We start from the raw sequence: 24,118 nt of genomic DNA, 5'->3' as shown, positions 1-24,118 counted from the left end.
GTTTGGTGGCGGGTGGGATGGGTTGGGGGGTCGGGGCGGACTTGGAAGTACTGGGTGGGGGGCAACTGCATTCGGTCGCCTACGACGATGAGTTGGGGGGCTCGGTGGAGGGCGGGGATGGCTTCTTCGACGGGGATCTGGCTGGCTTCGTCGTAGATGACCACGTCGAAGGAAGTTGTCAGCGGCAACGTATCCGAGACCGACGACGGACTCATCAGCCAGACCGGGCGGAGAAGGGAGACGACCGAGCCGGGTGCGCCGGAGGCCAGATCGCGGATGGAGCGGTAACGCATGACCTTGCCGAACTCGTGTTCCAGTTCGCGGCGGCCGGCGGCGAAGGTCTTCTTGCGGTCGCGGTCCTCGGGTGACATGCCGCTGGCGCTCAGTTCGGAGTGGGCCAGTTCGCTCAGGAAGCGGCGCCGTACGCCGGACACGACGATGGCGGCGTTGAGGGTGGTGAGCTCGTCGTACACCAGGCTCAGCTCACCGACGATCGAGTCGACTCGGGTTGACGAGAGTTGCAGCGGGGCGGCTGTGCGGCAGCGCTCCCACTCGGCCGCGCAGACTGCGTACTCGAGTTGGTCCGGTGTCGCCGCGAGCTGACGTACTGCGTTCTGCACGGATTCCGGCGTTGTCGCCAGTTCTCGCAACGCCGGTCCGACAGCACGCAGGACTGGCTCGGCAGCGGTCAGCTTGTCGATCACTTGACGTACGGCGGACACGGTCAGGTCCTCGTACTGCGTCGCCAGCAGGCTGGACGTGGATGCCTCGGCTCGTTCGAGGGCGTCGGCGATCCGGGTGAGGCCGGCGGAAACCCCGTCCTGCAAGGCGATCCGCCAGTCGGCGAGGTGCGGGTCCTTGCGGACCGCGGCGAGTTGGGCGGCGAGCCGGTGCGGGTCGTCGGTGCCCCATTCGCGGACCGTCTGCTCGGTGTGTTGCTTCACCGCTGCCGTCGCGTCGTGCGCGGCGATTAGGTCCGTGAGCAGTTCCATCACCGATGGCTGCACTGCTCGCGTCGTACTGTCGAAGCGGCTCTTGACCAGTGCCTTGACTCGGCGCCAGTCACCGCTGAGGAAGGAGAAGAGGCCACCTTCCTTGCTCTGAGCAACTTTGAGGGCGGAGCGAGCGTCGGCCGGCGCCAGTGGGTCGTTCCAGCCGGACGCTTGCTCCCAGGCCGAACGCTCCGCGGAGACAAGTTGTTCTCGCTCGGCGACCACGGCCGACAGGCGCTGCGCGGCAGCCGAGCGGGGGTCGATCGCGTCGGCCAGGTCGCGATCGGCGAGGGGGCCGATCACCCGGCCGAGCTCGCCGAGTGCGCGGGCCTGCTTGACCGACCAATCCCTTTCATCCTCGGCGGGGCCGGGCTCGGTGGGCGGGGGTTGTGGGACACCGGATGACGCGAGGGCGGTGGCGGCTGCGGTCCAGGCGGCTGCGAGTTCCCGAGCCTCGTCGGGTACGGCGGGATCGCCCCAGCGTGAGGGCGTGACGAAGGCAAGTGGGCTGCGCGCGAGCACTCCACCCGAGGCGGGGTCGGCGGACGCGAGATCCTGCGCAACCTTCCGAACCACCTCCCGCACCGGCCACCAATCACCCGGCGACGGAACCAACCGCCAAACCTCCGCCCCCACCCGCTCAGACCCGGCGGTGGTGGGCCAGGGGTGGAGGTGGGCTAGGCGGTTGATGAGGTGGCGGAGTGGGGGGTGGCCGGTGGCTAGGGATTGTTCGAAGGTGGTGACGGTGGTGAGGAGGTGGTTGACGCGGGCTAGCAGTTGGTCGCGGCGGGCGGTGAGGGTGTCGAGGTCGTCGTCGGCGGTGAGCCAGGATTCGTAGGTGTCGCGCAGGCCGTGGATAAAGGCCTTCTTGTCGGCCTGGGAGTCGTGGATCAGAGTGCAGAGGCCGCCCAGCCGGCGGCTCGCCAGGCGGGCGTGGACGACGTCGAGCGCCGCTCGCTTCTGGCAGACGAACAGCACCCGCTGACCGCGGGCGACGAAGTCCGCGATCATGTTCGTGATCGTCTGCGACTTGCCGGTCCCCGGCGGGCCCTGGATGACGAAGCTCTCGCCGCGCTGGGCGCGCGCGATCGCGGCGACCTGGGATCCGTCGGCCGGCACCACCAGCTGCCGCTCGGCGACCGGCAGCTCCGGCGGTGCGCTGCTGATCGGACGTGGCCGATCGGAGAACAGCTGGTCGAACGACGGGCACGACTGGCCCGTCGCGAGCAGCTCGTCGTAGTCCCGGACGAGCCCGAGTGTCCGGTAGTTGAAGTTCGCCAGCGACACCGCGCACAGGTCGACGTCCCAGGAGTACGGACCGCCCTCGGTGTCGAGGGTGTAGGTGTCGGTCTCGATCACAGCCGGCCGCCGTGGCTCGTTGCCGAGGGTGATGCCGAGCGGAAGTTCCGGCACGGCCAGCTGGGTGCGGAAGATCTGCACACCGAGCGGCTGGTAGTCGGTCCGGCGGTACGAGTACGCGTACTGACGGCCGCCGAACTCGTGCTCGGCGTTGCCGTGCCGCCGACGGCGGTAGCTCCGCAGTTTGAGCATGGCGCGCTGCCGGACCAGGTCGATCCGCGGTTTCTCCCGCAGATGCAGCTCCAGCCCCGGCTCGGTCGACCGGATCTCCTGCGCGAGCCGCGCGTGCAGAGTCGCGATCGCGCCCGGCTCGGACAGGTCGACGTTCTCCGGCAGGTTGATCCCGTACAGCTGGTGCAGGTGGTGCCGCAGCGTCGGGTTGATCTCGGCGACCGGGTCCGTGATGCGCAGTGTGTACGAGTCGCGGACGCCGCGCTTCTTGACCAACTCGACCTTCGCCAGCACCAGCGGCGAGGTGAGCCTGGTCTCCGGGTCGTTCTTGAGGTCGTGCCAGCGCAGGAAGGCCGGCACCAGACGCAGCTGGTCCTGACCGTACTCGGCGCGGTCGCGGCGGGCCGTCGCGATCAGCTTGTCCAGCGCGTTCGCCGCGTACGGCGCCTCGTCGTACCGGACCCACCGGCCGAGCGGCTGGGGTTTGCCGAGCAGTGACGCACCGAGGTCGTCGCGCCAGGTGAACAGCTGGTCCGGGCGGATCGTGCGGACGTCGAGCATCAGCGGGACGGACACCTCGGTGAGGTTCAGCGTCTGCGCGGTGGGACGGAAGTTGATCAGGCGGTTGCGGCGGGACAGGTCGAACAGCCGGTCCCGCAGCGCCCGCAGCACCGCGGTACGACGGTCTGCCGCACCGCGGGTGATCGCTTCCACGTCGAAGTCGAGCGGCTGGTCCCGGTAGTTCTCCAGCTGTCCGATCAGCGACCGGAGGTCCTGTGCGCGGCGGTGCCGGTCCGGCTCGGCCATCCGCGCGGCGACCGAGACGATCACCGGGTGCAGGCCCGGGTCGAGCGCGTAGAGGTTGCCCTTGGCATCGATCAGCCGGGCGACGTCCGCGCTCCGGGACAGGTCGAGACCGCAGCCGAGGCCGATCATCAGCTGACCGAGGCTGAAGATGTCGGTGAGCTGGTCGTGGTGGCCGACCACGTGCTCCCAGCTCTGCCAGCCGGCGACGTGCACCGGCGCGGTGATCGCCGCCGGGACCGGCTCGACCACCGTGGTCCGTGGCCGGCCGCCGCTCTCCCCCAGGTCGATGTCGGACTGCCGATGCGAGATCACCTCGACCGCCGTCGCCCGTGGCCCTTCCCGGGCTACGAGGGCCGCCTCGTCGAGCATCGGACGGATGGCGTCCGACGGCTCGAAGCCGAGCCGGCTCTGCTCGTCGACGGTGATCCGGTCGAGTCCGCGCAGCGGCGCGACCAACCCACGCTCGTGCACCGCGGCCGTCGCGTGGAACAGCGGCAGCACCGCCGCCAGGAGTGCGTCGTTCCCCAGGCCGCCCTGCGAGACGGCCAGCGCGACCAGGTCCTCGGCACTCACGCGACCACCTCGTCCGCGGCCTTGGCAAGCTTCGCCCGGCGCTTGTCACTCCAGCCCAGCTCGTCGTCGGCCAGATCGTCGTACGCCGTCAGCCCCGCGCGCCGGGCGATCGCCATGGACGCGATCAGTCCGGCGTCGCCGGTGTCCGGATCGGCGGTGGCCAGGTCGAGCAGCAGGTAGCAGAGGTACCGCTTGGTCGCTTCGGCCAGCGGTCTCGGTCGCGGCAGCGCTGCCCCGTCGACCGGCCGGACCGCCAGCGGCTCGTCGAACCGCGGCACGGGCGACGCCGGTACGCCGAGCGGAGCGGGCGGATCCGAGAACCCTGCGGCGAAGGTGGCGACCGCGTCCGTGCGCAACCCCTCGGTGTGGGCGATCGATGCCGCGAACTCCCTGCTCAGGTCGCGCAGCAGGGCTGCGTCGAGCAGATCCGGCGCGTCGACGTCGAGGGGACCGGTGATCAGGGACTCCATGTCCTCGCCGGCGAGCCAGCGCTTCAACGCCCAGGCCCGCGCGACACCCTCTGGATGGGACGTGCCGCGGCTCCCCGTGCTCAGGTCGATTTCGTCTGCCTGTCTCAGATAGGCATCGGGGTCAGCCGTGCTCAAACCGGTCTGGAGCTTGAGCAGCGCACGGATCGTGATGCCGACGTCGCCGCACGCCGTCAGAGCACCGCGGTCGGCGAACAGTTCCGTCGCCAGACTCCACCGCCGCTGGGTCTCGAGGTACTGCTGTGGCGTTCTCGCGTCCCCGGCCGCCGCGTCCAGCAACCGGTCCACCGCGAGATAGGCGCCGTCCTCCGCATCCCACAGCACCCGATGCGCCAGCTCGTGGCCCATCACAGCGGTCAACTCGTCGGGGTCCAGCGTCTCCAGCAACGACCCCTCGAAGACGACGACCGCCGTACCCGCCTGGTGGACGTAGCAGGCGTTGGGCTCCCCATTCACCTGGAAGAACTCCAGCTCCGCGTCCACGCCCAAGGCTTCCGCGGCTCTGCGTCCCGCCTCGTGCACCTCCGGATGGGCCGCCTCCTCCAGCCGGTAGGCGTTCCGCAGCAGTACGTCGTCCAGCCGCCCCGTCGGCCTGTCCAGCAGAGCCGCCCACGCGCGCTCGTCCACGCGGCGTACGCACGCCAGCACGGCCCGGTGGTAGCGCAAGGGCGACAACATGCCGACACAGTAACCACGGCCACCGACGAAACGATGTCTGGTTGACATGGTTGGCCGCGATACTGGCCGGGTGGACTACGACGGGTTCGATGCGGAGTACGGACGGGTGCTCGAGGCTGCTGGTTCGCTGGAGCCCGCGGAGCTCGCGGTCGAGGTCGAGCGGTTGCGGGCGCTGGTGGAGTCCGTTCAGCCGCCTGCGGACCAGGAGGCGGCCAGGTTGCTGATGAGCTCGCTCGACAGCGCCCTGAGCGCCGAGCAGCCGCCGCTGTCCGATGCGATGTCGGCCGCCTTCCGCGTGCACCGGGAGGCGCGGACCGCGCAAGGCAGCGCTGCCGAACGCATCGAGCGGCTCGAGTTCGGAATCGCCGAGATCGGCCGGATCGCCGAGACCGCCGAACCGGCCGAACGAGGTCGCATCCTCGACCTGAACGAGTCGCTGTCCATGCTGCTGGAGTCTCTGCGGATCACCGCGGCCCGCGACAGCCGATAAGCCCCGCATGGTCGCCAGCTATGCGCAGCTGACGGAGGAGCAGGCTCGGGCTGCCGTCAAGGTGACCGGCGCGCACCACTCCTCGTGGAACCAGAAGGTCGAACTGCTCGCCCCGGAGGACAAGCGGCGCGGCCTGGTCAAGTGGGACCACACGATCCAGTACCACCCGCAGCACGTGGTCGAGGTGCTCGAGGAGATGTTCGACCGCGCGGGACAGCGGCACGACGAGGAGACCCTGAAGCGGTACCGCGAGGCACTCCGGGTCGTGTTCCACGAGAACGTCCACCTGCTGGCCGCCGCGGGTACGTCGCACGCGTTGGGCGTCGACGCGTACCAGGAGCCGGCCAACCAGGTCCTGGAGGAGGCGACCACCGAGCTCGCGGCCCAGAACGCCCTCGACGACTACATCCGCGAACTCGACCTGGAGGCGATCGCTCCCGGCATCACCGCGGTGCGGACCGAGCCCGCCTACGGGCAGTACGTGCCGGCCGTGAAGCAGTTCGGTGACGCTCTCGGCCGCCGCGCCGGAGTGGACGGTGCCGAGGTCGTCCGCCGGATGGCGGTGGTGAACGCCGAGAACAAGTTCAGGGTCGCCGCGGACCTGATGTACGACGCGAACAACCTGTCGGATCTGGTTCCGGAGCCGGCCAAGGCCGCCGCCGTCGCACGGATCGCGACCGCGATGAAGCGCCCGTTCGAGCAGATCCACGACTACGACGCCGGCGACCCTCAGGACGTCAGGATGTCCGCCCTGGCCGGTGTGAACGCCGATCGCGAGGCGTACAAGGAGGTCCGCGCGATCGCGACGTACTGGTCGGAGAACCAGGATCTCCGCCGCAGCATGGAAGCCGGCCTCGGCGCCGCGCCGCCGCCCAGGACAACCGATGGTCCCGCTCCCAGCCGGCACCAGCGGCCGCGCGACCCGAACCCGCCGGGTGCGGATCCGCGCCGAAGGCCGCCGGCCCTCGGCGGGTGAGCCGGCCGGGTACGGTGGCGGGACGTCGCGTTCGAAGGGGTGGTCGATGAACCTGATCGAGGAAGCTGCCGGGATGGCTCCCGGGCTCGTGGAGCTGCGGCGGGAGCTGCACCGGATTCCGGAGGTCGGGCTCGACCTGCCGAAGACCCAGGCGATGGTGCTCGACGCGCTGGCCGGTCTTCCGCTGGAGATCACCACCGGCAAGGAACTGACGTCGGTCGTCGGCGTACTGCGGGGTGGTCAGCCGGGGCCGACCGTGTTGCTGCGAGGCGACATGGACGCGTTGCCGGTGGTCGAGGAGACCGACCTGGAGTACGCGTCGACCAACGGGAACATGCACGCCTGCGGCCACGACCTGCACACCGCCGGTCTGGTCGGTGCGGCGCGGCTGCTCAGCGCACACCGCGAGGAGCTGCACGGGAACGTGCTCTTCATGTTCCAGCCGGGTGAGGAGGGTCTCGGCGGCGCGGGCTACATGATCCGTGAAGGACTGCTCCACGCCACCGGGGACAACCCGATCGCCGCGTACGCGATCCATGTGTGGTCGCAGGCCGCGAAGGGACTGTTCCAGACGAAGCCGGGCACGATGATGGCCGGCTCGAACCAGTTGCACATCACCGTGCACGGCAAGGGTGGACACGGCTCGTCGCCGTACACGACCGTGGACCCGGTGCCGATGGTGGCAGAGTTGGTGCTGGCGTTGCAGACGTACGCGACCCGCAAGGTGAACGTGTTCGACCCGGTCGTGATCACGGTGACCCAACTCGAGGCCGGGGTCGCGGTCAACGTCATCCCGAACACCGCCCGGCTCGGTGCCACCGTGCGCACTCTGTCGAACGAGACCTTCGACCAGTTGTCCCGCGACCTGCCGGCGTTAGCGCAGGGAATCGCGGCGGCGCACGGCTGCACGGTCGAGGCGGACTTCAGCAAGCAGTACCCGGTGACGATCAACGACGCGGCGCGTACGGCGGAGACCTCGGCGCTACTGGGTCAGCTGTTCGGCGCAGACCGCGTGCCGCCCTTCGACAACCCCCTGATGGGGTCGGAGGACTTCTCGATGGTGCTGGAGGAGGTGCCCGGGACGTTCGTGATGCTGGGCGCGCGCCCGGACGACGTCGGTGAGGACGGGCCCTCGAACCACTCGAGCGTGGTGCGCTTCGACGACGCCGTACTGGGTGACCAGGCCGCGGCGCTGGCCCACCTGGCCACGGCTCACCTCGTCCCGGCCTAGGACCCGGGGCCGTCGATCTCGGTGGGAACGACGGCCCCGGGCGGTTCGGGTGGGTCAGCTGACGCGGACCGTGTAGGCGCCGCGGCTGCCGTAGGTGGAGTAGCCGGTGTCCAGCGGGTTGCCGTAGCCGGTGTTCTCGATCCGGAGGTAGTACCGCCCGGCCGTGACCTGCTGGCTGATGCTCGCGCTCAGCCCGGTCGGGGTGGCCGAGTTCGTCTGGCCGGCGGCCGGGTCGGCAGTGGCGAGGACGGTGCCGGCGGAGTTCAGCAGTTGCAGCTTGATGTCCAGGTCGGCACCGGACGCAGCCGCGTTCGCCGCGAAGGTGAAGGTGCCGGCGGACAAGTCGATGCGGAACATGTCGACATCCGCATCGCTGGCGTAGACACCGCTCAGGCTGGTGCCGAGAGTGAGCGCGGTGGAGTCACTCGTACCGTTGCCATGGTCGTCGGCCCGCAGTCCCAGGCCGTTCTGGCCGGCCACCAGGAAGTCGTCTTCCCTGTTGTTGGCACCGGAGTACTCACCCTTGCTCCACTGGCTGATCGCCTTGGAGTAGCCGACACCCATGATCGGAGCCCAGGCGCCGTGACCTTGGTAGTACCCGACCGAGGCGGTGCCGTCGTGACTGAGCCCGATGTTGTGACCGGCCTCGTGCGACGCGGCCTCGGCGATGTTCTTCGCGCCGGTGCCGACGCCCTTCGTGAAGACGAGGGCGGGCTGGTAGTAGGCGTGGTTGCTGCTGTTGTCGTACACACCGACGTACGCGACGCCGCCGCACCCGCAGCCGGACTGGTACCAGGTGGTCGGGTCGATCAGGACGCGGGTGCCGTACTGCTGGTCGGACCCGCCGGACCGGGTGATCGCCGACTCCGGCGGCGCCTGCGTGGTGACGTCCACGTCGAACGGCGCGTAGTCCTCGGCAACGCGTGCCCAGACGTCGCGTACGACGTCCTGTTCGGCGGTGCTCCACGTGCTCGGGTCGCCGTTGGTGTCGTACGGCGTGACGTTCACGGTGGCGGGCTTGCCGTTCGTGTTCCACGCCGTACCGGTGATGGTGTGGCCGTCGAAGTCCAGGTAGATGACCCGGTTGGAGCCGGGCTTGCTATGCAGCTCGAACGCCGGGCCGGTGGCGCCGGCGACCGCCTTGGTGGCCCAGCGCGGGGACGGCGCCGCGGCCTGCTTGGTCCCGGAGACCGGCTCGCGGTAGAAGAGCCTGCCGTCCTTGTCCAGCCAGCTGGTCTTGTCGGTGGCCAGGATCTGCTGCAGCTTCGCGGCGGGGATGCCGTTGCGCTCGGACAACTCGGCGAGCCGGGACTGGACCTTGCCGAGGGCGGTCCGGCCGGGCAGCTCCTGACCGAGGAGCTGGTCGATCGGGGTGGGGACGGGCTGCTGTGCGTCGGCCTGGCTGCCGGCCGCGGTGTTGGCGACGGCCAGCGCACCGAAGACGATGGCCCCGGTGCCGACGAGCGCACCGGTGCGGCGGAAACGGGTGTGCATTAGGGGGTCCTCCTCAGGGACTCCTACGCCTCACTTGTGACATGCCTCACGTGCGGTGGGCGGATCCGCACTGTGCGTAGCCTGCCCGATGGTTGCCCGGCTGGGAATAGCTCTTCGCGGAAATTGACCTTCGTCTGCGCCGCGACCGCGGACCCGTCGGCGGGCCATGATGGGCGCGACGCCACGAGGGGAGATCCGATGCGGTTCATGATGATGTTCAAGGCCAGCGACAGGTCCGAGGCCTGGGAGAACCCGAGCGAGAAGAGCCTGACCGAGATGACTCGGGTGATGGCGGAGATGGCCGAGAAGGGCGTCCTGCTGGCGGGCGAGGGCTTGCTGCCGAGCTCGAAGGGTTTCCGGCTGGAGCTGAACTCCGGCAAGCAGCGGGTCGTCGACGGACCCTTCGCCGAGACCAAGGAGCTGATCGCGGGGTTCTGCCTGATCGAGGTCGCCTCCCGCGAGGAGGCAATCGAGTGGGGCTGGCGCTGCCTGGCCGCCGACGACGGCAACTCCGGCGGGCTGGAGATCCGGCAGGTGGCCACCGCGGACGACTTCGGCGACGAGTTCACCCCCGAGGCGCGGGCGCGCGAGGAGCAGACCTTCCTGAAGGCGGCCGAGAACCTTCAGAACAGCAACACCTGACGGATCGACGTACCGGCGGCCAGCCGGTCGAAGGCCTCGTTGAGGTCCTCGAGCGCGACGGTCGAGGTCAGCAGCCGGTCGACCGGAAGGCGACCGGCGCGGTACAGCGCGATGTAGCGGGGGATGTCGCGGCTGGGGATCGACGAGCCCAGGTACGAGCCCTTCACCGTGCGCTCCTCGGCAACCAGGCTGACCGCGGGGATGCTGAACGTCTGGGACGGATGCGGCAGGCCGACCGTCACCGTGGTGCCGCCGCGGCGGGTGGCGGCGTACGCCTGCTCGAGCACCTTCGCGCTGCCCACGGTCTCGAAGGCGTAGTCGGCGCCGCCTGAGGTTGCTTCCAGCACCTGATCCACCGCGTCGTCGTCGCGGGCATCGACCGTCTGCGTGGCGCCGAGGGAGCGGGCGAGCTCCAGCTTCTCCGGTACGACGTCGACCGCGACCAGCGGATGCGCACCGACCAGGACCGCACCGAGCAGCGCGGAGAGTCCGACGCCGCCGAGTCCGAAGACGACCGCGCTCCGGCCGGCCCGGACCTGGGCGGTGTTCACCACGGCGCCCACGCCGGTCATCACCGCGCACCCGAACAGCGCCGCGATCTCCGGAGGCAGTGACGGGTCGATCTTGACCGCCGACCGCGCCGACACCACCGCGTGGTCGGCGAACCCGGACACACCGAGATGGTGGTGCACCCCGTCAAGACGCCGTACGCCGTTCAGCAGCGTGCCGGCCGTGTTCGCGGCGGCACCCGGCTCACACAGCGCGGCCCGGCCCTCGGCACACGGACCGCACTCGCCACAAGCGGGAACGAAGGCGAACGCGACCGTGTCACCGGCGGCGAACCCCGGCGCTTCCGAAACCACGACCTCGCCGGTGGCCTCATGACCGAGGAGCATCGGCATCACGCGCGGTCGCGAGCCGTCGATGACGGACAGGTCGGAGTGGCACAGTCCTGCCGCACGGATCCGGACCAGCAACTCACCCGGGCCGGGCGGCGCCAGCTCGACCTCCTCGATCCGCAGCGGACGGGACGCGGCGTACGGGCTGGGCAGACCCATCTCCCGCAGTACGGCGCCGCGCACGATCATCCTGCGATCCCCTCGAGTGCCTCGCGGAGCCGGTCCGGAACCGGAACCGGGCGGCGGTCCTCGCGGCCGACGAACACGTGCACGAACCGGCCGGTCGCGGCGGGCTGGTCCGAGCCCTCACGAAACAGGCCGATCTCGTAGCGCACACTCGAGTTCCCCAACTGGCCGGCGCGCAGCCCCGCATCGACGACGCCTGGGAACTGCAGTGACTCCTTGAAGGTGCACTGCGAGTCGACGCAGAGCCCGATCACCTCACCCCGGTGGATGTCGAGGCCTCCGGCCCGGATCAGGAAGTCGTTGATCACGGTGTCGAAGAAGCTGTAGTACTCCACGTTGTTCACGTGCCCGTAGACGTCGTTGTCCTTCCACCGCAGCGTGATCCCCAGGAAGTGCGGAAAGGAACTCCTGTCCATCGCCCCACCATAAGGTGATCCGCATGAGGTTTGTCCTGATCCCGGGTGCGGGGTGTACGTCGTGGCACTGGCATCCCGTGACGGACGAGTTGCGGCGCCGCGGGCACGAGGTGATCGCGGTCGACCTGCCGTGTGACGAGCCGTCGGCGGGGTTGCCGGAGTACGTCGAGACCGTGCTGGCCGCCGTACCGGACGGTGACGAGGTCGTGGTGGCGGCGCATTCGCTGGGTGGTTTCACCGGCGCGATGGTGTGTGAGCGGCTGCCGGTGCGGGAGTTCGTCCTGGTCGCGGGCATGGTGCCGGCGCCGGGTGAGCGGATCCTGGACTGGTGGGCGAACACCGGCTACCAGAACGTGGACGACAGTGTCGACACGTTCTTCCACGACCTGCCGGCTGACTTCGCCGCGGAGGCCCGGCGGCAGCTACGGGAGCAGTCCGACGGGCCGATGGGCGATCCCTGCGCAATTGAACAGTGGCCGGATGTCCCGACCCGGGCGGTGATCGGGCGGGACGACCTGCTGTTCCCGGCAGACTTCATGAGGCGGATGACGCGGGAGCGGTTGGGGTTCGCGCCGGACGAGATGCCGGGGGCGCACTTCCCGATGCTCGGCCACCCCCGGATCCTGACCGACTACCTGACGAGCGGACAGGTGTGATCGACCAGCGCGGCGACACCGCGGCCGGCCGCCTGCATCCGCCCGACTGACTTCAGTCCGCCCAGAGGCCGACGCGGTTGCCGTCCGGGTCCAGCAGGATCGCCATCGTGCCGAGGCCTGGCACCGTCCACGGCGGTACGGCGACCTTCGCGCCCAGCTGCTCGGCGCGGGCGAGGGTCGCCTCGACGTCGTCGACGGAGAAGTAGGTGGTGATGCCGGCCGGACGCGTCTCGTCGGACTGGCCGATGCCACCTGGCAAGGTGTTCGGTCCAGGCTCGATCAGGGCATAGTCGAGGGCCTCCACCACCTGGAGGCGCCAACCGAACAACTGTGCGTAGAACGTGCGTGACGCCGCAACGTCGGTCGCGGTGATGTCGACCCAGGCCGGCTGCTTGTCATCCATGCCGCTACGTCGGAGCGGAACTTCCGTTCTCGACAGGCCGTAACCTACGGTGGCGTAACTTACGGTGCCGTAGGGTGGGTGGGAATCCCGAGGAAGGAGATTCCGGTGACCGACAAACTGGTGACGAATCTGCTGCACGAACTGGAACCGGTGGTCGAGCAGAATCTCGAGCGACACCTCGCCATCACCAAGGACTGGAATCCGCACGACTACGTGCCGTGGAGCGAGGGCCGTGACTTCGCCTTCCTCGGCGGTGAGGACTGGTCCCCGGAGCAGTCCCGGCTGGACCCGGTGGCCAAGGTCGCGATGATCACCAACCTGCTGACCGAGGACAATCTGCCCTCGTATCACCGAGAGATCGCGACCCAGTTCGGCCTCGACGGCGCGTGGGGTACCTGGGTCGGCCGGTGGACCGCCGAGGAGGGCCGGCACGGGATCGCGCTGCGGGACTATCTGGTGGTCACCCGCGGAGTCGACCCGGTCGAACTGGAGACCGCCAGGATGGCCCACATGACGGCCGGCCACGAGGTCGACAAGAACATGCTGGAAGCGATCGCCTACGTCAGTTTCCAGGAACTGGCCACCCGGGTCTCCCATCGCAACACCGGTAAGGCCACCGGCTGCCCGATCGCGGACCAGTTGCTGGCCCGGATCGCCACCGACGAGAACCTGCACATGATCTTCTACCGGAACCTGGTCGCCGCGGCCTTCGAGACGGCGCCGAACGAGACGATGCGCGCGGTCGCGAACGAGGTCAAGGACTTCTCGATGCCCGGCGCCACGATGGAGGGGTTCGCACGCAACTCGGTGACCATCGCCAAGGCCGGTATCTACGACCTGCGCCTGCACCACGACGAGGTGGTCGCGCCGATCCTGCGGAAGTGGCAGGTCTTCGACCGCGAGGACCTCACCGGCGACGGCGCCCGGGCACGCGACGAACTCGCCGAGTTCATGACGAGCCTCGACGCCCAGGCCACCCGCTTCGTCGAGCAACGCGACCGCCTCCGGGCCCGCCAGGCGGCGCGCGCGTCGGCCTGACGCCCGTCACGGCCGCTACGTCCGGTCCAACTTCAGCAGGCGGCCGTGGGTCGACGGTTAGGCTGCGGGCGTGCGGTTCATCCGGGATCTGACGACGCTGTTGCGGCGGGGGGATTTCCGGCGACTGTTCGCGGTGCGGCTGACGTCGCAGTTCGGCGACGGGGTGTTCCAGGTCGCGCTGGCGTCGTACGTGCTGTTCTCGCCGGAGCGGGCGCCGGACGCGGCGGCGATCGCGGGACTGTTCGCGGTGGCGCTGCTGCCGTACTCGGTCCTCGGCCCGTTCACCGGCGTACTGCTCGACCGCTGGTCGCGGCGGCAGATCCTGTTCGGGGCCAACCTGACGCGGGCTGTGCTGGTCGTCGGCGTCGGGGGGATCGTTGCGATCGGCAACGCGGGGGTCCCGTTCTACGTCGCCGTACTGCTGACCCTCGGAGTGAACCGCTTCCTGCTGTCCGGACTGTCCGCCGGCCTTCCGCATGTGGTCGACCGGGACGAGCTGGTGATGGCCAACGCCGTCACCCCGACCTCGGGTACGGCGTCCTTCCTCGTCGGCGGCGGTGTCGGAGCCGGCGTGAAGCTGATCGCCGACTCCGATCTCGCCGTCCTCGGACTGACCGTTCTCATCTACACGGCGGCCGCCCTCCTCGCTCTCCGGCTGCACCGCAACCAGCTCGGTCCGGATCTGAACGGTGACGAGCCGGGCGTGCTCGAGGCGATCCGGACGATCGCTGCCGGCCTGGTGGACGGCGGCCGGCACCTGCGGGAGCGCAAGCAGCCCGCGCTCGGGCTGGCCGCGATCGGCTCGCTGCGGTTCTTCTTCGGCCTCGTCACGGTCGCGATGATCCTGCTGTACCGCAACCACTTCTACGGTCCCGACCGCCTCGACGAGGCCTTCGGCGCACTGGCCGTCGCGACCGGTGCGGTCGGCGCCGGACTGTTCGTCGCCGCGCTGGTCACGCCGTGGGCGACCCGGGTGATGACGCTGCGGCAGTGGATCACACTGCTGTTCGTCGCCGCCGCGGTCGTCACGGCGATGCCCGGCGGTCTCTACACCCAGCCGGCGCTGATCGTGGCCGGTTTCCTCACCGGTTTCTGCGCGCAGGGCGTGAAGATCAGCGTCGACACCCTCGTCCAGACGGGTGTCGACGACGTCTACCGCGGCCGGGTGTTCTCCCTGTACGACATGATCTTCAACGTCGGGCAGGTCTCCGCGGCCGCGCTCGGCGCGGTGATCCTGCCCGACGACGGGAAGTCGTACCCGGTGCTCGCCTTCATCGTGCTCGGCTTCCTCGTCACCGCGCTGGTCTACGCACGGCTGAGCCGGGACGGGTCAGGTGCCACGCAGGGCCGTGATGGGTTGGATGGCGGAGGCCTTCCAGGCGGGGTAGGTGCCGGCGACCAGGCCGATGAACGCACCCAGCAGGGGTGAGCCGAACGCCAGCCGGTTGTCCAGGATCGGGGTCCAGTCCCGGACCCACGACACGCCGACGGTGAGCAGTACACCGACCGCCGTACCGAGCAACCCGCCGAGGAATCCGACGATCACGCTCTCCACCAGGAACTGCACGGCCACGTGTCTTCGGGCCGCGCCCAGTGCCCGGCGCAGGCCGATCTCGGAGATGCGTTCGAGCACCGACAGCAGCGTGACGTTCGCGATGCCGAGACCGCCGACGAGCAGCGCGACCGCCCCGAGCAGCAGGAACAGCGCGTTCAGGTCGGACTCGACACCCTTGCGTACGGCGCCCTGCTTGGGCGGGGCGTCGACATTCAGCGTGCTCGGGTCGTTCGGCTGGATCGCGACCGGCGCCTGACCGGCGATCAGCTGGGCCGCGCCGACCTGGGTCCGGATCTCGACCGCGTCCGGCGATTCCAGGTCGTACGCCGTCCTGGCCGCACCGTTCGGCATGATCACCGCGTCGTTCAGCTCGGCCCGGCCGCTGACGGAGTCGAGGATGCCGATCACCGTGTACGGCTCGTCGCCGATGAACACCGCCGGCTGGGAGTCGACCCGGTTGATGCCGAGCCGCTCGGCCGCGTGCTTGCCGAGGACAACCACCTTGTCGCCGCGCCGGTCGTGGCCGGCGTCGAAGAACCGCCCGGTCGACAGGACGGCTCGGACGGCCTCCCACAGTCCGGCCGAGCCGGCCATCACCTTCAACGCGTGACCGTTCCGCTGTCCGTCCAGACCAGCCACACTTCGCACGAGGTCGTCACCGACGTCGAGCGTGCTGACCGTGCCCGCGGCCTCCACACCGTTGAGTCGCTCGATCCGGTCCGGGGCGTCCCATGGCAGCTGGGTTGCGGCTTCACCTTCCTGACCACCTTTCTCCTCAGGCTGTACGACGACCCGCGTCGCCGCCGCGAGGTCGAACCGCTGCGTGATCTGCCCGGACGCCGTCTGACCCAACCCGACCGTTCCGACCAGAGCAGCAATCCCGAGCACAGTCCCCAGCGTGGTGAGGATCAGCCGGGTCGGCCGTGCGGCCACACCAGCCAGCGCCTCGTCCAGCAGGTCCCGCACTGCGGGCCGGGACCGCCGGGCTCCGCTTGCCCGGTGGGCGTCCCCGGTCCGGCGCCCTCCGGCGGCGCGGCTGATGACGGCAGCCAGCCCCAGCCGGAGCCGGGCCGGGCGCGGACTCCGCCGGGCTCCCCCGGACCGAGGCGCCTCCGGTGAGGAGACCGGAGGCGCCCCGAACCCGGGCACCGGATGGGAGGAGGGCGACCCGGTGGGGGGTGAGGTGGACGGCCCGCCGGCGGGATCCGGGGGGCCTGCTTCGGGGGTTACCACTGGAGGGTTCCGTCGACGATGCGGACCTGCCGCTGGGCCCGGCTGCTGACGTGGTCGTCGTGGGTGATGACGGCCAAGGTCATCCCCTCGTGGTGCAACTCGTCGAACACTTCGAGGATCGCCTCCGCATTGGCGCTGTCGAGGTTGCCGGTCGGTTCGTCCGCGAGCAGCAGGCTCGGCTCCGCGACCAGCGCCCGGGCGATCGCAACCCGCTGACGCTCACCGCCGGAGAGCGTGGTCGGGGCAAAGTCCATCCGGTGCGCGAGCCCGACCCGCTCCAGCGCGACCCGTGCCCGGGCCAGCCGCTCGCGTCTCGGCACGCCGACGTACACCATCGACAGCGCGACGTTCTCCAGCACGGTCCGGTGGTCGAGCAGGTGGAACGACTGGAACACGAACCCGATCCGTTCACCCCGCAGTACGGCGCGACGCCGCTCGCGCAGGCTCATCGTGTCGACGCCGTCCAGCCGGTAGACGCCACCGGTCGGGTTGTCGAGCAGCCCGAGCAGGTGCAGCAGCGTCGACTTCCCGGATCCGGACGGGCCGACGATCGAGAGGTATTCCCCCGGCCCGATGGTCAGGTCGACGTCCCGGATCGCCCGCACCTCGGGTGGTCCGGGGAAGAACCGCCGTACGCCGATCATCTCCACCACCGGCGCGGGCAGGGCAACAGCGGTCGCGGTCATCGTCCGACCACCACCTGGTCGCCTTCGGCCAGCTTCGCGTCGCCGCTCGGCGTGACCTGGGCATAACCGTCGGCGGACAGCCCGACCGTGACCGGGATGAGCTCGACCTTGCCGTCCCGCAGGACTTCGACGCGGGAGCCGCCGTCCGGTCCGGACGACAACGCGGCCACCGGTACGGCGAGGACCTTGCCGGCCGTGCTCTTGACCGGGATCGTCACCCGGACGTTCGCGTCCCGGAACAGCGCCAGTTGCCGCGCCGTCAGCGTGTTCGGTGCGACGACCACGTCGTACTGGTCGCCGTTCTTGGTGATCCGGCGGACCTTGCCGGCCACCGCCGTCCCTTCGCCGAGGTCGAGGGTCGCGGCCATCCCGGCCTTGAGCCGCTCGGCGGTCTGGGCGTCGACCTTGAGCGTGACGACGAGCGAGGCGCCGCTGGCCGACATGACCACGCCGTTGACCGTGCCGCCGCGCTCGACCTTCACGTCGTCGACCCGGCGCGGCAGCGTCTTCACGTAGACGATCTCCGACACCGGCAGCGGCGTACCGGCCTTGAACTCGGCCTCGTTCAGGGCTTCCTGCGCGTCGGCCAGGTTCTCCTCGGCATCGTCGACCGCGCCCTGCTGGACCGACGTGTCGCGGGCCTTGGCATCCTTCGCCTGCTTCAGCTGGGCCTGCGCCTGGCGGAGCGCGTTCCGCATCGCGTCGACGTTCTTCTTCGCGGCGTCGACGGCCTGGGTGAGCCGTTCCTCCGGCTCCGGGGCGTCGTACCCGGCCTTCTCGTACAGCCGCTCGACCGCTTCCGACGTGTCGGTGTCGTACTCATCGTCGACGTCGCCCGGGTCGAGACCGAGCCGGTCCAGCGTCTGTTCGAGCTGCAGGACGTCCGGACCTTTGCTGCCCGGCGCCAGCGTCCGGTACATCGGGAGGACGCCGGCGAGGCCGATGACCGGGCGGCCGGTGATCTCGAGCAGGGCCTTGCCCTCGGTGATGGTCGACCCGACCGCCGGGACCTTCCCGGTCACGATCGCTGGTGTGGTCAGGCCGCTGGTCTCCACCCGGATGTTCACCGCGCCGTCGAACGAGGCGTCGCCGCGGCCGACGACCTTGCTGGACAGGGCCTTCTTCTCCACCGGCACCGTGATCTGGGACGCCTTCGGGGGCGCGGTCTTGGCGGCGGCGTCCTCCGGCGACGTGATCCGGCTGCCGGCGGCCACCCCCACGCCGAGGGAGACCGCGGCGACGGCGGACACACCGACCAGCACCCGGCGGCGGGACTTGGGCGAAGCGGTCACCGGTTCGCCATTCCGTCGCGGTACGCCTCGAGCTCGGCCTTGTGCTGCTCGACGAACTCTTTCTCCAGCTCGTACTGGACCGTCTTGTACGCCTCGTCGTACACCTTGGCCCGGCACTTCTGGTCGGCCACCGCGAGGTCGATCTCGAACTTGCGCAGCTCGGCCAGCTTGGCCGCGTCCACCTTGTCGAAGGACGGCGGTCCGGTGATCTTCTTGCCCGGCGCGCTGCCGTTCTGCTGGTTGCCGGTCAGCTCGTCGAGCTTCTGGCTGACCTTCGTCCGCGGCTCGTCGATCTTCTTGTACCCGGCCTGACCGGCCTCGGCCAGGCAGTCGGCCCACGCACTGGTGGCGTCGACCACCCGCGGGTCGTCCTCGATCCGCTTCGCCAGCGCCTGGATGTCCTTGAACAGGCTCTCGTACTTCTTGAACTCGGCCTCGCGGTCCTGGCCCTTGCCGTAGACCTCCTCGACCGCCTTGCCCCGGCAGCCGAGGTCCATCTTGCCGCTGTTCTTCGGACCCTCACCCTCCCCCGGGGCGATCACGATCGCACCGTTGCCGTTCGCGTTCGGCCCGTTCAGGGCCTTGTCGTACGCCTTCCGCGCGTTCGGCGACAGCGCGTCGCGGATCTTGGTGTTGGGGTTGCTGTCGTCACCGTCGGCGCCGGCCTCGGACCAGTCGATGGTGCTGATGCCGTAGCCGTACTGCTCGGCGAACTTGTCCGGCGGCAGGTTGAACGCGTCGTTGAACTTGCTCTTCGGCTGTGACTCCGGCGGGACCGGGACATACTCGAACCCGGCCGCCTTCATACAGGCCGCGGTCGCGTCCTCGACCTTGCGCTGCTTGGCCAGCTCCTCCTCGGTCGGCTCGTTCCCGCCGCCGGCCCGGACCGCCATCTGCATCCCGCCGCCGGGCGAGCTGACGAAACCCTCACCCATGTACTCCGCGAGCGGGCTCTTGTCACTTTTCTGATCACCGGTCCCCGCACCGGGGTCATTGGAGTTTCCACAGCCGGCCAGCGCCAGGACGGCGACCACCGTGAGTGCTTTTCGTGAGGTTCTCATGGCTGTGGAGCGTGCCGCCGGGGCCGTGAAGAACCTGTGAAGGAGCCGTTTGCACCCGATGCTCTCAGCCGATCTTCATCGGATTCTCATGAACATCAGCCACATTGAGGGACATGCCAGCCCGGATCCTCGTCGCCGAAGACGACCTGAAGCAGGCGGAGCTGATCCGGCGGTATCTCGAGCGGGAGGGGCATCTCACCGTCGTGGTGCACGACGGGCGGGCCGCGATCGACGAGGCCCGCCGGCGCAGCCCCGACCTGCTCGTGCTCGACGTGATGATGCCCAAGGTCGACGGGCTCGACGTCTGTCGGGTCCTGCGGGCCGATCGCGACACCGGCGCAGACGTGCCGATCATCATGCTGACCGCCCGCTCGACCGAGGACGACCTGCTGCTCGGCCTCGACCTGGGCGCGGACGACTACCTGACCAAGCCGTACAACCCGCGCGAACTGGTCGCCCGGGTCCGGACCGTACTGCGGCGGACCCGGAGCCGGTCCGAGGGCGAGGTGTACCGGGTCGGCGAGCTGGAGATCGATCCGGTCCGGCACGAGGTCCGGCTGGCCGATCGGCTGGTCGAGGTGACACCGGCGGAGTTCAAGATCCTGGCCTGCCTGGCGGCCTCACCCGGGCGGGCCTTCTCCCGGCAGCAACTGCTGGAGCACGCCTTCGGCTTCGACCACTACGTGTTCGACCGGACCATCGACGTCCACGTGATGAACATCCGGAAGAAGATCGAGTCGTCCCCGAGCGCCCCGGCGTACCTGAAGACCGTGTACGGCGTGGGCTACAAGCTGGCCGACAAGGTGGTGACCTCCGATGCGTCGTAGCGTGCTGGTCCGGTTCCTCGGGCTGTCGCTCGCGGTGGCCCTCGGCGCGGTGATCGCGACCGCGCTGATCGCCACGTACAGCACCTCGGAGCAGCTCCAGGGCGAGATCGACGCGAACACCGGGCAGTTGCAGGTCGACGGCCGGATCTACGCCGAGCTGTCGAAGTACGCCGCCGATCACCCGAACTGGTCGGGTGTGGACAGACTCGTGCACGACCTGGCCGACGATCTCGGCCGCCGGATCGCCCTGACCGAACCGGACGGCAGCGTGATCGCCGACTCGGCCCGGATGCTCGGCGCCGGTCCGGAGCTCCCGTCGGTGCCGGCGGCAACGATCGACGTGCGGAACGACGGGTCCACGAAGTTGGCCGGGGCGCTGAGTCTGGTCGCGGGCCGGAAGGCGGCGCTGGCCGGCAAGGCGAACGACCTGGTGGTGACCGGGGCGGTCGCACCGCCGTACCCGAACTACCCGGACTGGGGCTTCACCGACGAGGAGCTCCGGGAGCGGGAGCGACTCGCCGAGAAGGCCGCCGAGTGCTACCGCGCCCAGGGCAAGGTCGCGTCGGTGGCCAGTGGCGGCCGCAACACTCCGCAGGTCGTGGTGGAGTCCGAGAAGACCGTGAACGGCACGCCGGTGATGGAGTTCTCCAAGGCCACCGTGGACAAGTGCACGCCGCCCGGGCTCCGGGCCCCGAGTGCCAAGGCGAAGGTGGTGAACGACGACGAGATCCGCCGCGCGACCGCGTGCCTCGACGCCGCCGGGGAGAAGTACGGCATCACCGAGGTCGATGGCCTGCGATACCTCGAGCCGCCGAAGGACACGCCGGTGAGCAAGGCGCTCGTCACCTGCACCACCGAGGCCAGGGCGCAGGCTCTGGCGCCGTACGTCGCTCCGTCGGCGAAGCTCTACCTCGGTGAGAGGGACACGTTCAACGTGTTCTCGGGGGAAGGGCTGCTGCGGACCGCGGCGACCGCACTCGGGGTGTTGCTGATCGCGGCGCTGGTGATGGTGTTCGCCGGGCGGCGGCTGGTCCGGCCGATCGTGGCGTTGACCGGCGCGGCGCAGCGGATGCGGAACGGCGACCATGCGGCCCGGGTACCGGTGACCGGGAAGGACGAGGTGGCCCGGCTCGGGCACGCGTTCAACGCGATGGCCGAGTCGATCCAGCGGCACGACCACCAGCGCAAGGCGATGGTGAGCGATGTCGCGCACGAGTTGCGGACCCCGCTGGCCAACATCAAGGGCTATCTGGTCGCGTCCGAGGACGGCGTCGTACCGCTGGATCGTGAGCTCGTCAGTTCGCTGCTGGAGGAGACCGGACTGCTCGAGCATCTGGTCGCCGACCTGCAGGACCTCGCGCTCGCGGACGCCGGCATGCTGCGGTTGCACAAGGCCCCACGGGACCTGTCCGAGCTCGCACAACAAGTGGTGTCCGCACACCGGCACGCGGCGGAGACGGCCGGGGTGTCGCTGACGGCCGATGTCCATGGTCCCGCGATGGCGTCCGTGGACAGCGCCCGCATCCGTCAGGCTCTCGGCAACCTGGTCTCGAACGCGATCCGCTTCACCCCGTCCGGCGGTCGCGTCGTTCTCGGCGTACGGCGGGTGTCCGACGGCTACAACCTGACGGTCACCGACAACGGCACCGGCATCGCCGAGGAGCATCTGCCACACCTCTTCGACCGCTTCTACCGCGCCGAACAGTCCCGCAGCCGGACCACCGGCGGCAGCGGACTGGGCCTCGCCATCACCAAGCATCTGGCCGAGGCTCACGACGGCCGCATCACCGTGACCAGCCGCCTCGGTTCCGGCTCCACTTTCACGATCTGGATCCCGGCTGGTTAACTCGGCCCGTGGCCAGGTCGAGGAAGGCGCGCGTCGCGGACGTGCACGAGGTGGCGCTCGGGATGCCGCATGTCACCGTCTGGAAGAAGGAGGGGAACGATCGCCCGGTCTACCAGGTCGGCGGGAAGTCGTTCGTGTTCTTCCGGAACCCGCGGCCGGACGCGTTCGACCCGGTGAGCGGTGAGCGGTACGGCGACGTGATCGTCATCTGGGTCGAGTCGGAGGAGGAGAAGCTCGCCCTGGTGTCGGACGAGTCGAACCCGTTCTTCACCACGCCGCACTTCAACGGCCACCCGTCGGTGCTGGTCCGCGGCAGCGAGATCGGCAAGCTGACCAAGCAGGAACTGACCGAGGTCATCCAGGACGCCTGGCTGTGCCGCGCCTCCAAACGCCGGGCCGCCGACTGGCTCAAGGCCCACCGGCTCAGCTAGGCGCCAGCGACCGCGCGGTTTCCAGCAGGTCGGTGCCGGTCGGGAGGGTGGCGATGATCGGGGTGTCCAGGCCGTTGGCGACGTACCGGTCGATGTGCTCCCGGCACTGCGCCGGAGTGCCGTGCACGACGAGGTCGTCGATGACCTCGACGGGTACGGCGGCCATCGCGGCATTGCGGTCACCCGCCGCCCACGCTTCCCGCATCTCCTTCATGGCCGCACCGCGACCCAGCCAGTCGTGGAACGCGGCGTACCCGGGGACGGTCAGATAGGTCGCGATCAGGAAGCGGCCGATGTTGCGGGCCATCTCCGCGTCCTCGGTGACACAGACGAAGATCCGGGCCGCCAGCTCCTTGTCCGACCCGAGCTCGGCGCGGACCCGGCGTACGTCGTCCGCCGAGAGCCAGTTCGTGATCGCCCCGTCCGCTTCCCGGGCCGCCAGCCGGAGCATCTGCGGGCGCAACGCGGCGAGCATGATCGACGGCGGCACGTCCGGCGCCTTCTCCAGCCGGAACCGCCTGATGGTGAAGCTGTCGAACTCGCCGTCCACCTTCCCCCCGGCGAACGCCAGCCGCAGGAACCGCAGGACGTCGCGGGTCCGGGCCAGCGGCGGGTCGTAGGCGATCCCGTTCCACCCGGTCACGATCGTCTCCGACGACGCACCGATCCCGAGCACGAACCGCCCCGGCGCGAGGTCCGCCAGTGCCGCCGCACTCATCGCCAGCGCGGCCGGTCCGCGCGTGTGCACCGGTACGACGGCCGTCCCCAGCCGCAACCGGTCGTCCCACTCGGACGCCAGGACCAACGGAGTGAACGCGTCCGCCCCGGCCACCTCGGCCGACCAGAGGTCCGTGTACCCCAGCGAGGACAGCTCGGCAATCAGCGGCCGGTGGTCCCGCAGCGGTACCCCGGTCAGTGGAACGGTCAGGCCCCAGCGCATCGTCAGATCATCCTCTTCAGCAACGGCAGCGGTGCGTACCGCATCACCCGGGCGAGCGGGCTCCACGGCCACGGCGGCACGTACGCCTTCGCCTTCTCGGCCTCGATCGCCGCGACGATCGCGCGCACGCCGGGCACAGTGTCGGCGATCAGCGGGGTGTTCGCGACGTGCTCGTTCATCTCGGACCGGATGTAGCCGGGGAAGATCGTGCTGATCGTGATCGGCGTGCCGAGCAGTTCCATCCGCAGTCCCTCGGCCAGTGACGCCAGCCCGGCCTTGGTCGCGGCGTACGTCGTCACGGTCTTCGGCAGGCCGCGCAGCGCGGAGATGGAGGAGATGAAGACGAGGTGGCCGGCGTTCCGGGCCCGGAACAGTTCGAGCGCGGCCTCGGCCTGGGCGAGTGCACCGACGAAGTTGGTCATCGCGGTCTGCAGGTTCGCGTCGAACCGGCCGGTCCCGAGCGGCGCGCCCTTGCCAAGGCCGGCGTTCACCACGATCCGGTCCAGGGGGAGTTCGGCGTCCGCCTTGCGGAAGACCTCGAAGACCTGCTCGTGGTCGTTCACGTCGAGCGTGTGAACGACAACGGTGATCCCGGGGTGCCGCTCGGTAAGTTCGGCCCGCAACGCCTGCAGCCGGTCCGAACGCCGCGCGGTCAGCACCAGGTTGTGCCTCTTGGCCGCGAACTGCCGGGCCATCTCCTCACCCAGCCCCGAACTCGCCCCCGTGATCAGGATGTTGCGTCGCATCA

22 protein-coding genes are annotated in these 24,118 nt (G+C 69.8%); 10 read left to right on the top strand and 12 right to left on the bottom strand.

Features of this window, described 5'->3' with window-relative positions; all coding sequences use genetic code 11:
- Both ACYVOK_RS33745 and ACYVOK_RS33740 read right to left on the bottom strand, forming a co-directional pair.
- Window positions 1-3,902, bottom strand: a 3,902-nt coding sequence (locus ACYVOK_RS33745; RefSeq protein WP_460666657.1) for an AAA domain-containing protein, incomplete at its 3' end; no start/stop codon positions are given.
- Complete coding sequence (locus ACYVOK_RS33740; RefSeq protein ID WP_460666656.1) at window positions 3,899-5,068, bottom strand: M48 family metalloprotease; 1,170 nt, start codon at window positions 5,066-5,068, stop codon at window positions 3,899-3,901. The genes ACYVOK_RS33745 and ACYVOK_RS33740, both read right to left, overlap by 4 nt.
- 70 nt (window positions 5,069-5,138) lie before the next feature.
- On the opposite strand from ACYVOK_RS33740, the gene ACYVOK_RS33735 reads away from it, so the two are divergent.
- From ACYVOK_RS33735 to ACYVOK_RS33725, 3 genes are read left to right on the top strand one after another with little or no spacing between them, the layout of a single operon-like run.
- The gene (locus tag ACYVOK_RS33735; RefSeq protein ID WP_460666655.1) at window positions 5,139-5,558 is read left to right on the top strand and encodes a hypothetical protein; all 420 of its coding nucleotides are present in this window, start codon (window positions 5,139-5,141) and stop codon (window positions 5,556-5,558) included.
- Between the two features lie 7 nt (window positions 5,559-5,565).
- A complete protein-coding gene (locus ACYVOK_RS33730) occupies window positions 5,566-6,534 on the top strand; it encodes a hypothetical protein (protein ID WP_460666654.1) in 969 nt (322 codons plus the stop codon).
- Entirely contained in the window at window positions 6,443-7,765 is a 1,323-nt protein-coding gene (locus ACYVOK_RS33725) for a M20 metallopeptidase family protein (protein WP_460666653.1), read from the top strand. The genes ACYVOK_RS33730 and ACYVOK_RS33725 overlap by 92 nt, the downstream gene beginning before the upstream one ends.
- Window positions 7,766-7,819: 54 nt before the next feature.
- Here ACYVOK_RS33725 and ACYVOK_RS33720 read toward each other — a convergent pair whose 3' ends face one another.
- Window positions 7,820-9,259 (bottom strand): M12 family metallo-peptidase, encoded by a 1,440-nt coding sequence (locus ACYVOK_RS33720; protein ID WP_460666652.1) that lies wholly within the window; start codon window positions 9,257-9,259, stop codon window positions 7,820-7,822.
- 198 nt (window positions 9,260-9,457) lie between these two features.
- Between ACYVOK_RS33720 and ACYVOK_RS33715 the strand changes: the two genes are divergently transcribed.
- Window positions 9,458-9,901, top strand: a complete 444-nt coding sequence (locus ACYVOK_RS33715; protein WP_460666651.1) for a YciI family protein — start codon at window positions 9,458-9,460, stop codon at window positions 9,899-9,901.
- Here ACYVOK_RS33715 and ACYVOK_RS33710 read toward each other — a convergent pair.
- Window positions 9,883-10,989 (bottom strand): zinc-dependent alcohol dehydrogenase family protein, encoded by a 1,107-nt coding sequence (locus tag ACYVOK_RS33710; RefSeq protein ID WP_460666650.1) that lies wholly within the window; start codon window positions 10,987-10,989, stop codon window positions 9,883-9,885. The genes ACYVOK_RS33715 and ACYVOK_RS33710 overlap by 19 nt on opposite strands.
- A complete protein-coding gene (locus ACYVOK_RS33705) occupies window positions 10,986-11,402 on the bottom strand; it encodes an acyl-CoA thioesterase (RefSeq protein WP_460666649.1) in 417 nt (138 codons plus the stop codon). Before ACYVOK_RS33705 ends, ACYVOK_RS33710 begins: the two co-directional genes overlap by 4 nt.
- Window positions 11,403-11,425: 23 nt before the next feature.
- Between ACYVOK_RS33705 and ACYVOK_RS33700 the strand changes: the two genes are divergently transcribed.
- A complete protein-coding gene (locus tag ACYVOK_RS33700; RefSeq protein WP_460666648.1) occupies window positions 11,426-12,058 on the top strand; it encodes an alpha/beta fold hydrolase in 633 nt (210 codons plus the stop codon).
- 52 nt (window positions 12,059-12,110) lie between these two features.
- On the opposite strand, the gene ACYVOK_RS33695 is transcribed toward ACYVOK_RS33700, so the two are convergent.
- Window positions 12,111-12,461, bottom strand: coding sequence for a VOC family protein (locus ACYVOK_RS33695; protein WP_460666647.1), 351 nt, complete (start codon window positions 12,459-12,461; stop codon window positions 12,111-12,113).
- A 105-nt stretch (window positions 12,462-12,566) separates the two neighbouring features.
- Here ACYVOK_RS33695 and ACYVOK_RS33690 point away from each other — a divergent pair, with 105 nt between their 5' ends.
- The gene (locus ACYVOK_RS33690; RefSeq protein ID WP_460666646.1) at window positions 12,567-13,499 is read left to right on the top strand and encodes an acyl-ACP desaturase; all 933 of its coding nucleotides are present in this window, start codon (window positions 12,567-12,569) and stop codon (window positions 13,497-13,499) included.
- A 70-nt stretch (window positions 13,500-13,569) separates the two neighbouring features.
- On the top strand, window positions 13,570-14,928 hold the full coding sequence (locus ACYVOK_RS33685) for an MFS transporter (RefSeq protein ID WP_460666645.1): 1,359 nt from the start codon (window positions 13,570-13,572) through the stop codon (window positions 14,926-14,928).
- Here the strand turns inward: ACYVOK_RS33685 and ACYVOK_RS33680 are convergent.
- The 4 genes from ACYVOK_RS33680 to ACYVOK_RS33665 form a co-directional block, all read right to left on the bottom strand.
- Window positions 14,830-16,020 carry an ABC transporter permease gene (locus tag ACYVOK_RS33680; protein WP_460666644.1) on the bottom strand — a complete coding sequence of 397 codons (1,191 nt, stop codon included), beginning with the start codon at window positions 16,018-16,020 and terminating at the stop codon, window positions 14,830-14,832. The genes ACYVOK_RS33685 and ACYVOK_RS33680 overlap by 99 nt on opposite strands.
- Window positions 16,021-16,280: 260 nt before the next feature.
- Window positions 16,281-16,973 carry an ABC transporter ATP-binding protein gene (locus tag ACYVOK_RS33675; RefSeq protein WP_460666643.1) on the bottom strand — a complete coding sequence of 231 codons (693 nt, stop codon included), beginning with the start codon at window positions 16,971-16,973 and terminating at the stop codon, window positions 16,281-16,283.
- Window positions 16,970-18,265, bottom strand: a complete 1,296-nt coding sequence (locus ACYVOK_RS33670; RefSeq protein WP_460666642.1) for a peptidoglycan-binding protein — start codon at window positions 18,263-18,265, stop codon at window positions 16,970-16,972. The genes ACYVOK_RS33675 and ACYVOK_RS33670 overlap by 4 nt, the downstream gene beginning before the upstream one ends.
- Window positions 18,262-19,326, bottom strand: a complete 1,065-nt coding sequence (locus tag ACYVOK_RS33665) for a hypothetical protein (RefSeq protein ID WP_460666641.1) — start codon at window positions 19,324-19,326, stop codon at window positions 18,262-18,264. Before ACYVOK_RS33665 ends, ACYVOK_RS33670 begins: the two co-directional genes overlap by 4 nt.
- 113 nt (window positions 19,327-19,439) lie before the next feature.
- On the opposite strand from ACYVOK_RS33665, the gene ACYVOK_RS33660 reads away from it, so the two are divergent.
- From ACYVOK_RS33660 to ACYVOK_RS33650, 3 genes are read left to right on the top strand one after another with little or no spacing between them, the layout of a single operon-like run.
- Window positions 19,440-20,153 carry a response regulator transcription factor gene (locus tag ACYVOK_RS33660; RefSeq protein WP_460666640.1) on the top strand — a complete coding sequence of 238 codons (714 nt, stop codon included), beginning with the start codon at window positions 19,440-19,442 and terminating at the stop codon, window positions 20,151-20,153.
- On the top strand, window positions 20,143-21,999 hold the full coding sequence (locus ACYVOK_RS33655) for a sensor histidine kinase (RefSeq protein ID WP_460666639.1): 1,857 nt from the start codon (window positions 20,143-20,145) through the stop codon (window positions 21,997-21,999). The genes ACYVOK_RS33660 and ACYVOK_RS33655 overlap by 11 nt, the downstream gene beginning before the upstream one ends.
- An 8-nt stretch (window positions 22,000-22,007) precedes the next feature.
- Window positions 22,008-22,430 (top strand): MmcQ/YjbR family DNA-binding protein, encoded by a 423-nt coding sequence (locus tag ACYVOK_RS33650; protein WP_460666638.1) that lies wholly within the window; start codon window positions 22,008-22,010, stop codon window positions 22,428-22,430.
- On the opposite strand, the gene ACYVOK_RS33645 is transcribed toward ACYVOK_RS33650, so the two are convergent.
- On the bottom strand, window positions 22,423-23,370 hold the full coding sequence (locus ACYVOK_RS33645; RefSeq protein ID WP_460666637.1) for an LLM class F420-dependent oxidoreductase: 948 nt from the start codon (window positions 23,368-23,370) through the stop codon (window positions 22,423-22,425). The genes ACYVOK_RS33650 and ACYVOK_RS33645 overlap by 8 nt on opposite strands.
- Before the next feature lie 2 nt (window positions 23,371-23,372).
- Window positions 23,373-24,116 (bottom strand): SDR family oxidoreductase, encoded by a 744-nt coding sequence (locus tag ACYVOK_RS33640; protein WP_460666636.1) that lies wholly within the window; start codon window positions 24,114-24,116, stop codon window positions 23,373-23,375.
- Window positions 24,117-24,118: the final 2 nt, after the last annotated feature.

It is taken from the genome of Kribbella swartbergensis, from assembly GCF_054784135.1.
The sequence above is the reverse complement of the archived record's forward strand: the minus strand, read 5'-3'. Positions and strand labels throughout refer to the sequence as shown.

What these genes read in the sequence shown, in the direction of transcription:
- ACYVOK_RS33740 (WP_460666656.1), bottom strand. Translation starts at nt 5,068, where the DNA reads ATGTTGTCGCCCTTGCGCTACCACCGGGCCGTGCTGGCGTGCGTACGC.
- ACYVOK_RS33730 (WP_460666654.1), top strand. Translation starts at nt 5,566, where the DNA reads ATGGTCGCCAGCTATGCGCAGCTGACGGAGGAGCAGGCTCGGGCTGCC.
- ACYVOK_RS33725 (WP_460666653.1), top strand. Translation starts at nt 6,443, where the DNA reads ATGGTCCCGCTCCCAGCCGGCACCAGCGGCCGCGCGACCCGAACCCGC.
- ACYVOK_RS33720 (WP_460666652.1), bottom strand. Translation starts at nt 9,259, where the DNA reads ATGCACACCCGTTTCCGCCGCACCGGTGCGCTCGTCGGCACCGGGGCC.
- ACYVOK_RS33715 (WP_460666651.1), top strand. Translation starts at nt 9,458, where the DNA reads ATGCGGTTCATGATGATGTTCAAGGCCAGCGACAGGTCCGAGGCCTGG.
- ACYVOK_RS33710 (WP_460666650.1), bottom strand. Translation starts at nt 10,989, where the DNA reads ATGATCGTGCGCGGCGCCGTACTGCGGGAGATGGGTCTGCCCAGCCCG.
- ACYVOK_RS33705 (WP_460666649.1), bottom strand. Translation starts at nt 11,402, where the DNA reads ATGGACAGGAGTTCCTTTCCGCACTTCCTGGGGATCACGCTGCGGTGG.
- ACYVOK_RS33700 (WP_460666648.1), top strand. Translation starts at nt 11,426, where the DNA reads ATGAGGTTTGTCCTGATCCCGGGTGCGGGGTGTACGTCGTGGCACTGG.
- ACYVOK_RS33695 (WP_460666647.1), bottom strand. Translation starts at nt 12,461, where the DNA reads ATGGATGACAAGCAGCCGGCCTGGGTCGACATCACCGCGACCGACGTT.
- ACYVOK_RS33675 (WP_460666643.1), bottom strand. Translation starts at nt 16,973, where the DNA reads ATGACCGCGACCGCTGTTGCCCTGCCCGCGCCGGTGGTGGAGATGATC.
- ACYVOK_RS33665 (WP_460666641.1), bottom strand. Translation starts at nt 19,326, where the DNA reads ATGAGAACCTCACGAAAAGCACTCACGGTGGTCGCCGTCCTGGCGCTG.
- ACYVOK_RS33660 (WP_460666640.1), top strand. Translation starts at nt 19,440, where the DNA reads ATGCCAGCCCGGATCCTCGTCGCCGAAGACGACCTGAAGCAGGCGGAG.
- ACYVOK_RS33655 (WP_460666639.1), top strand. Translation starts at nt 20,143, where the DNA reads ATGCGTCGTAGCGTGCTGGTCCGGTTCCTCGGGCTGTCGCTCGCGGTG.
- ACYVOK_RS33645 (WP_460666637.1), bottom strand. Translation starts at nt 23,370, where the DNA reads ATGCGCTGGGGCCTGACCGTTCCACTGACCGGGGTACCGCTGCGGGAC.
- ACYVOK_RS33640 (WP_460666636.1), bottom strand. Translation starts at nt 24,116, where the DNA reads ATGCGACGCAACATCCTGATCACGGGGGCGAGTTCGGGGCTGGGTGAG.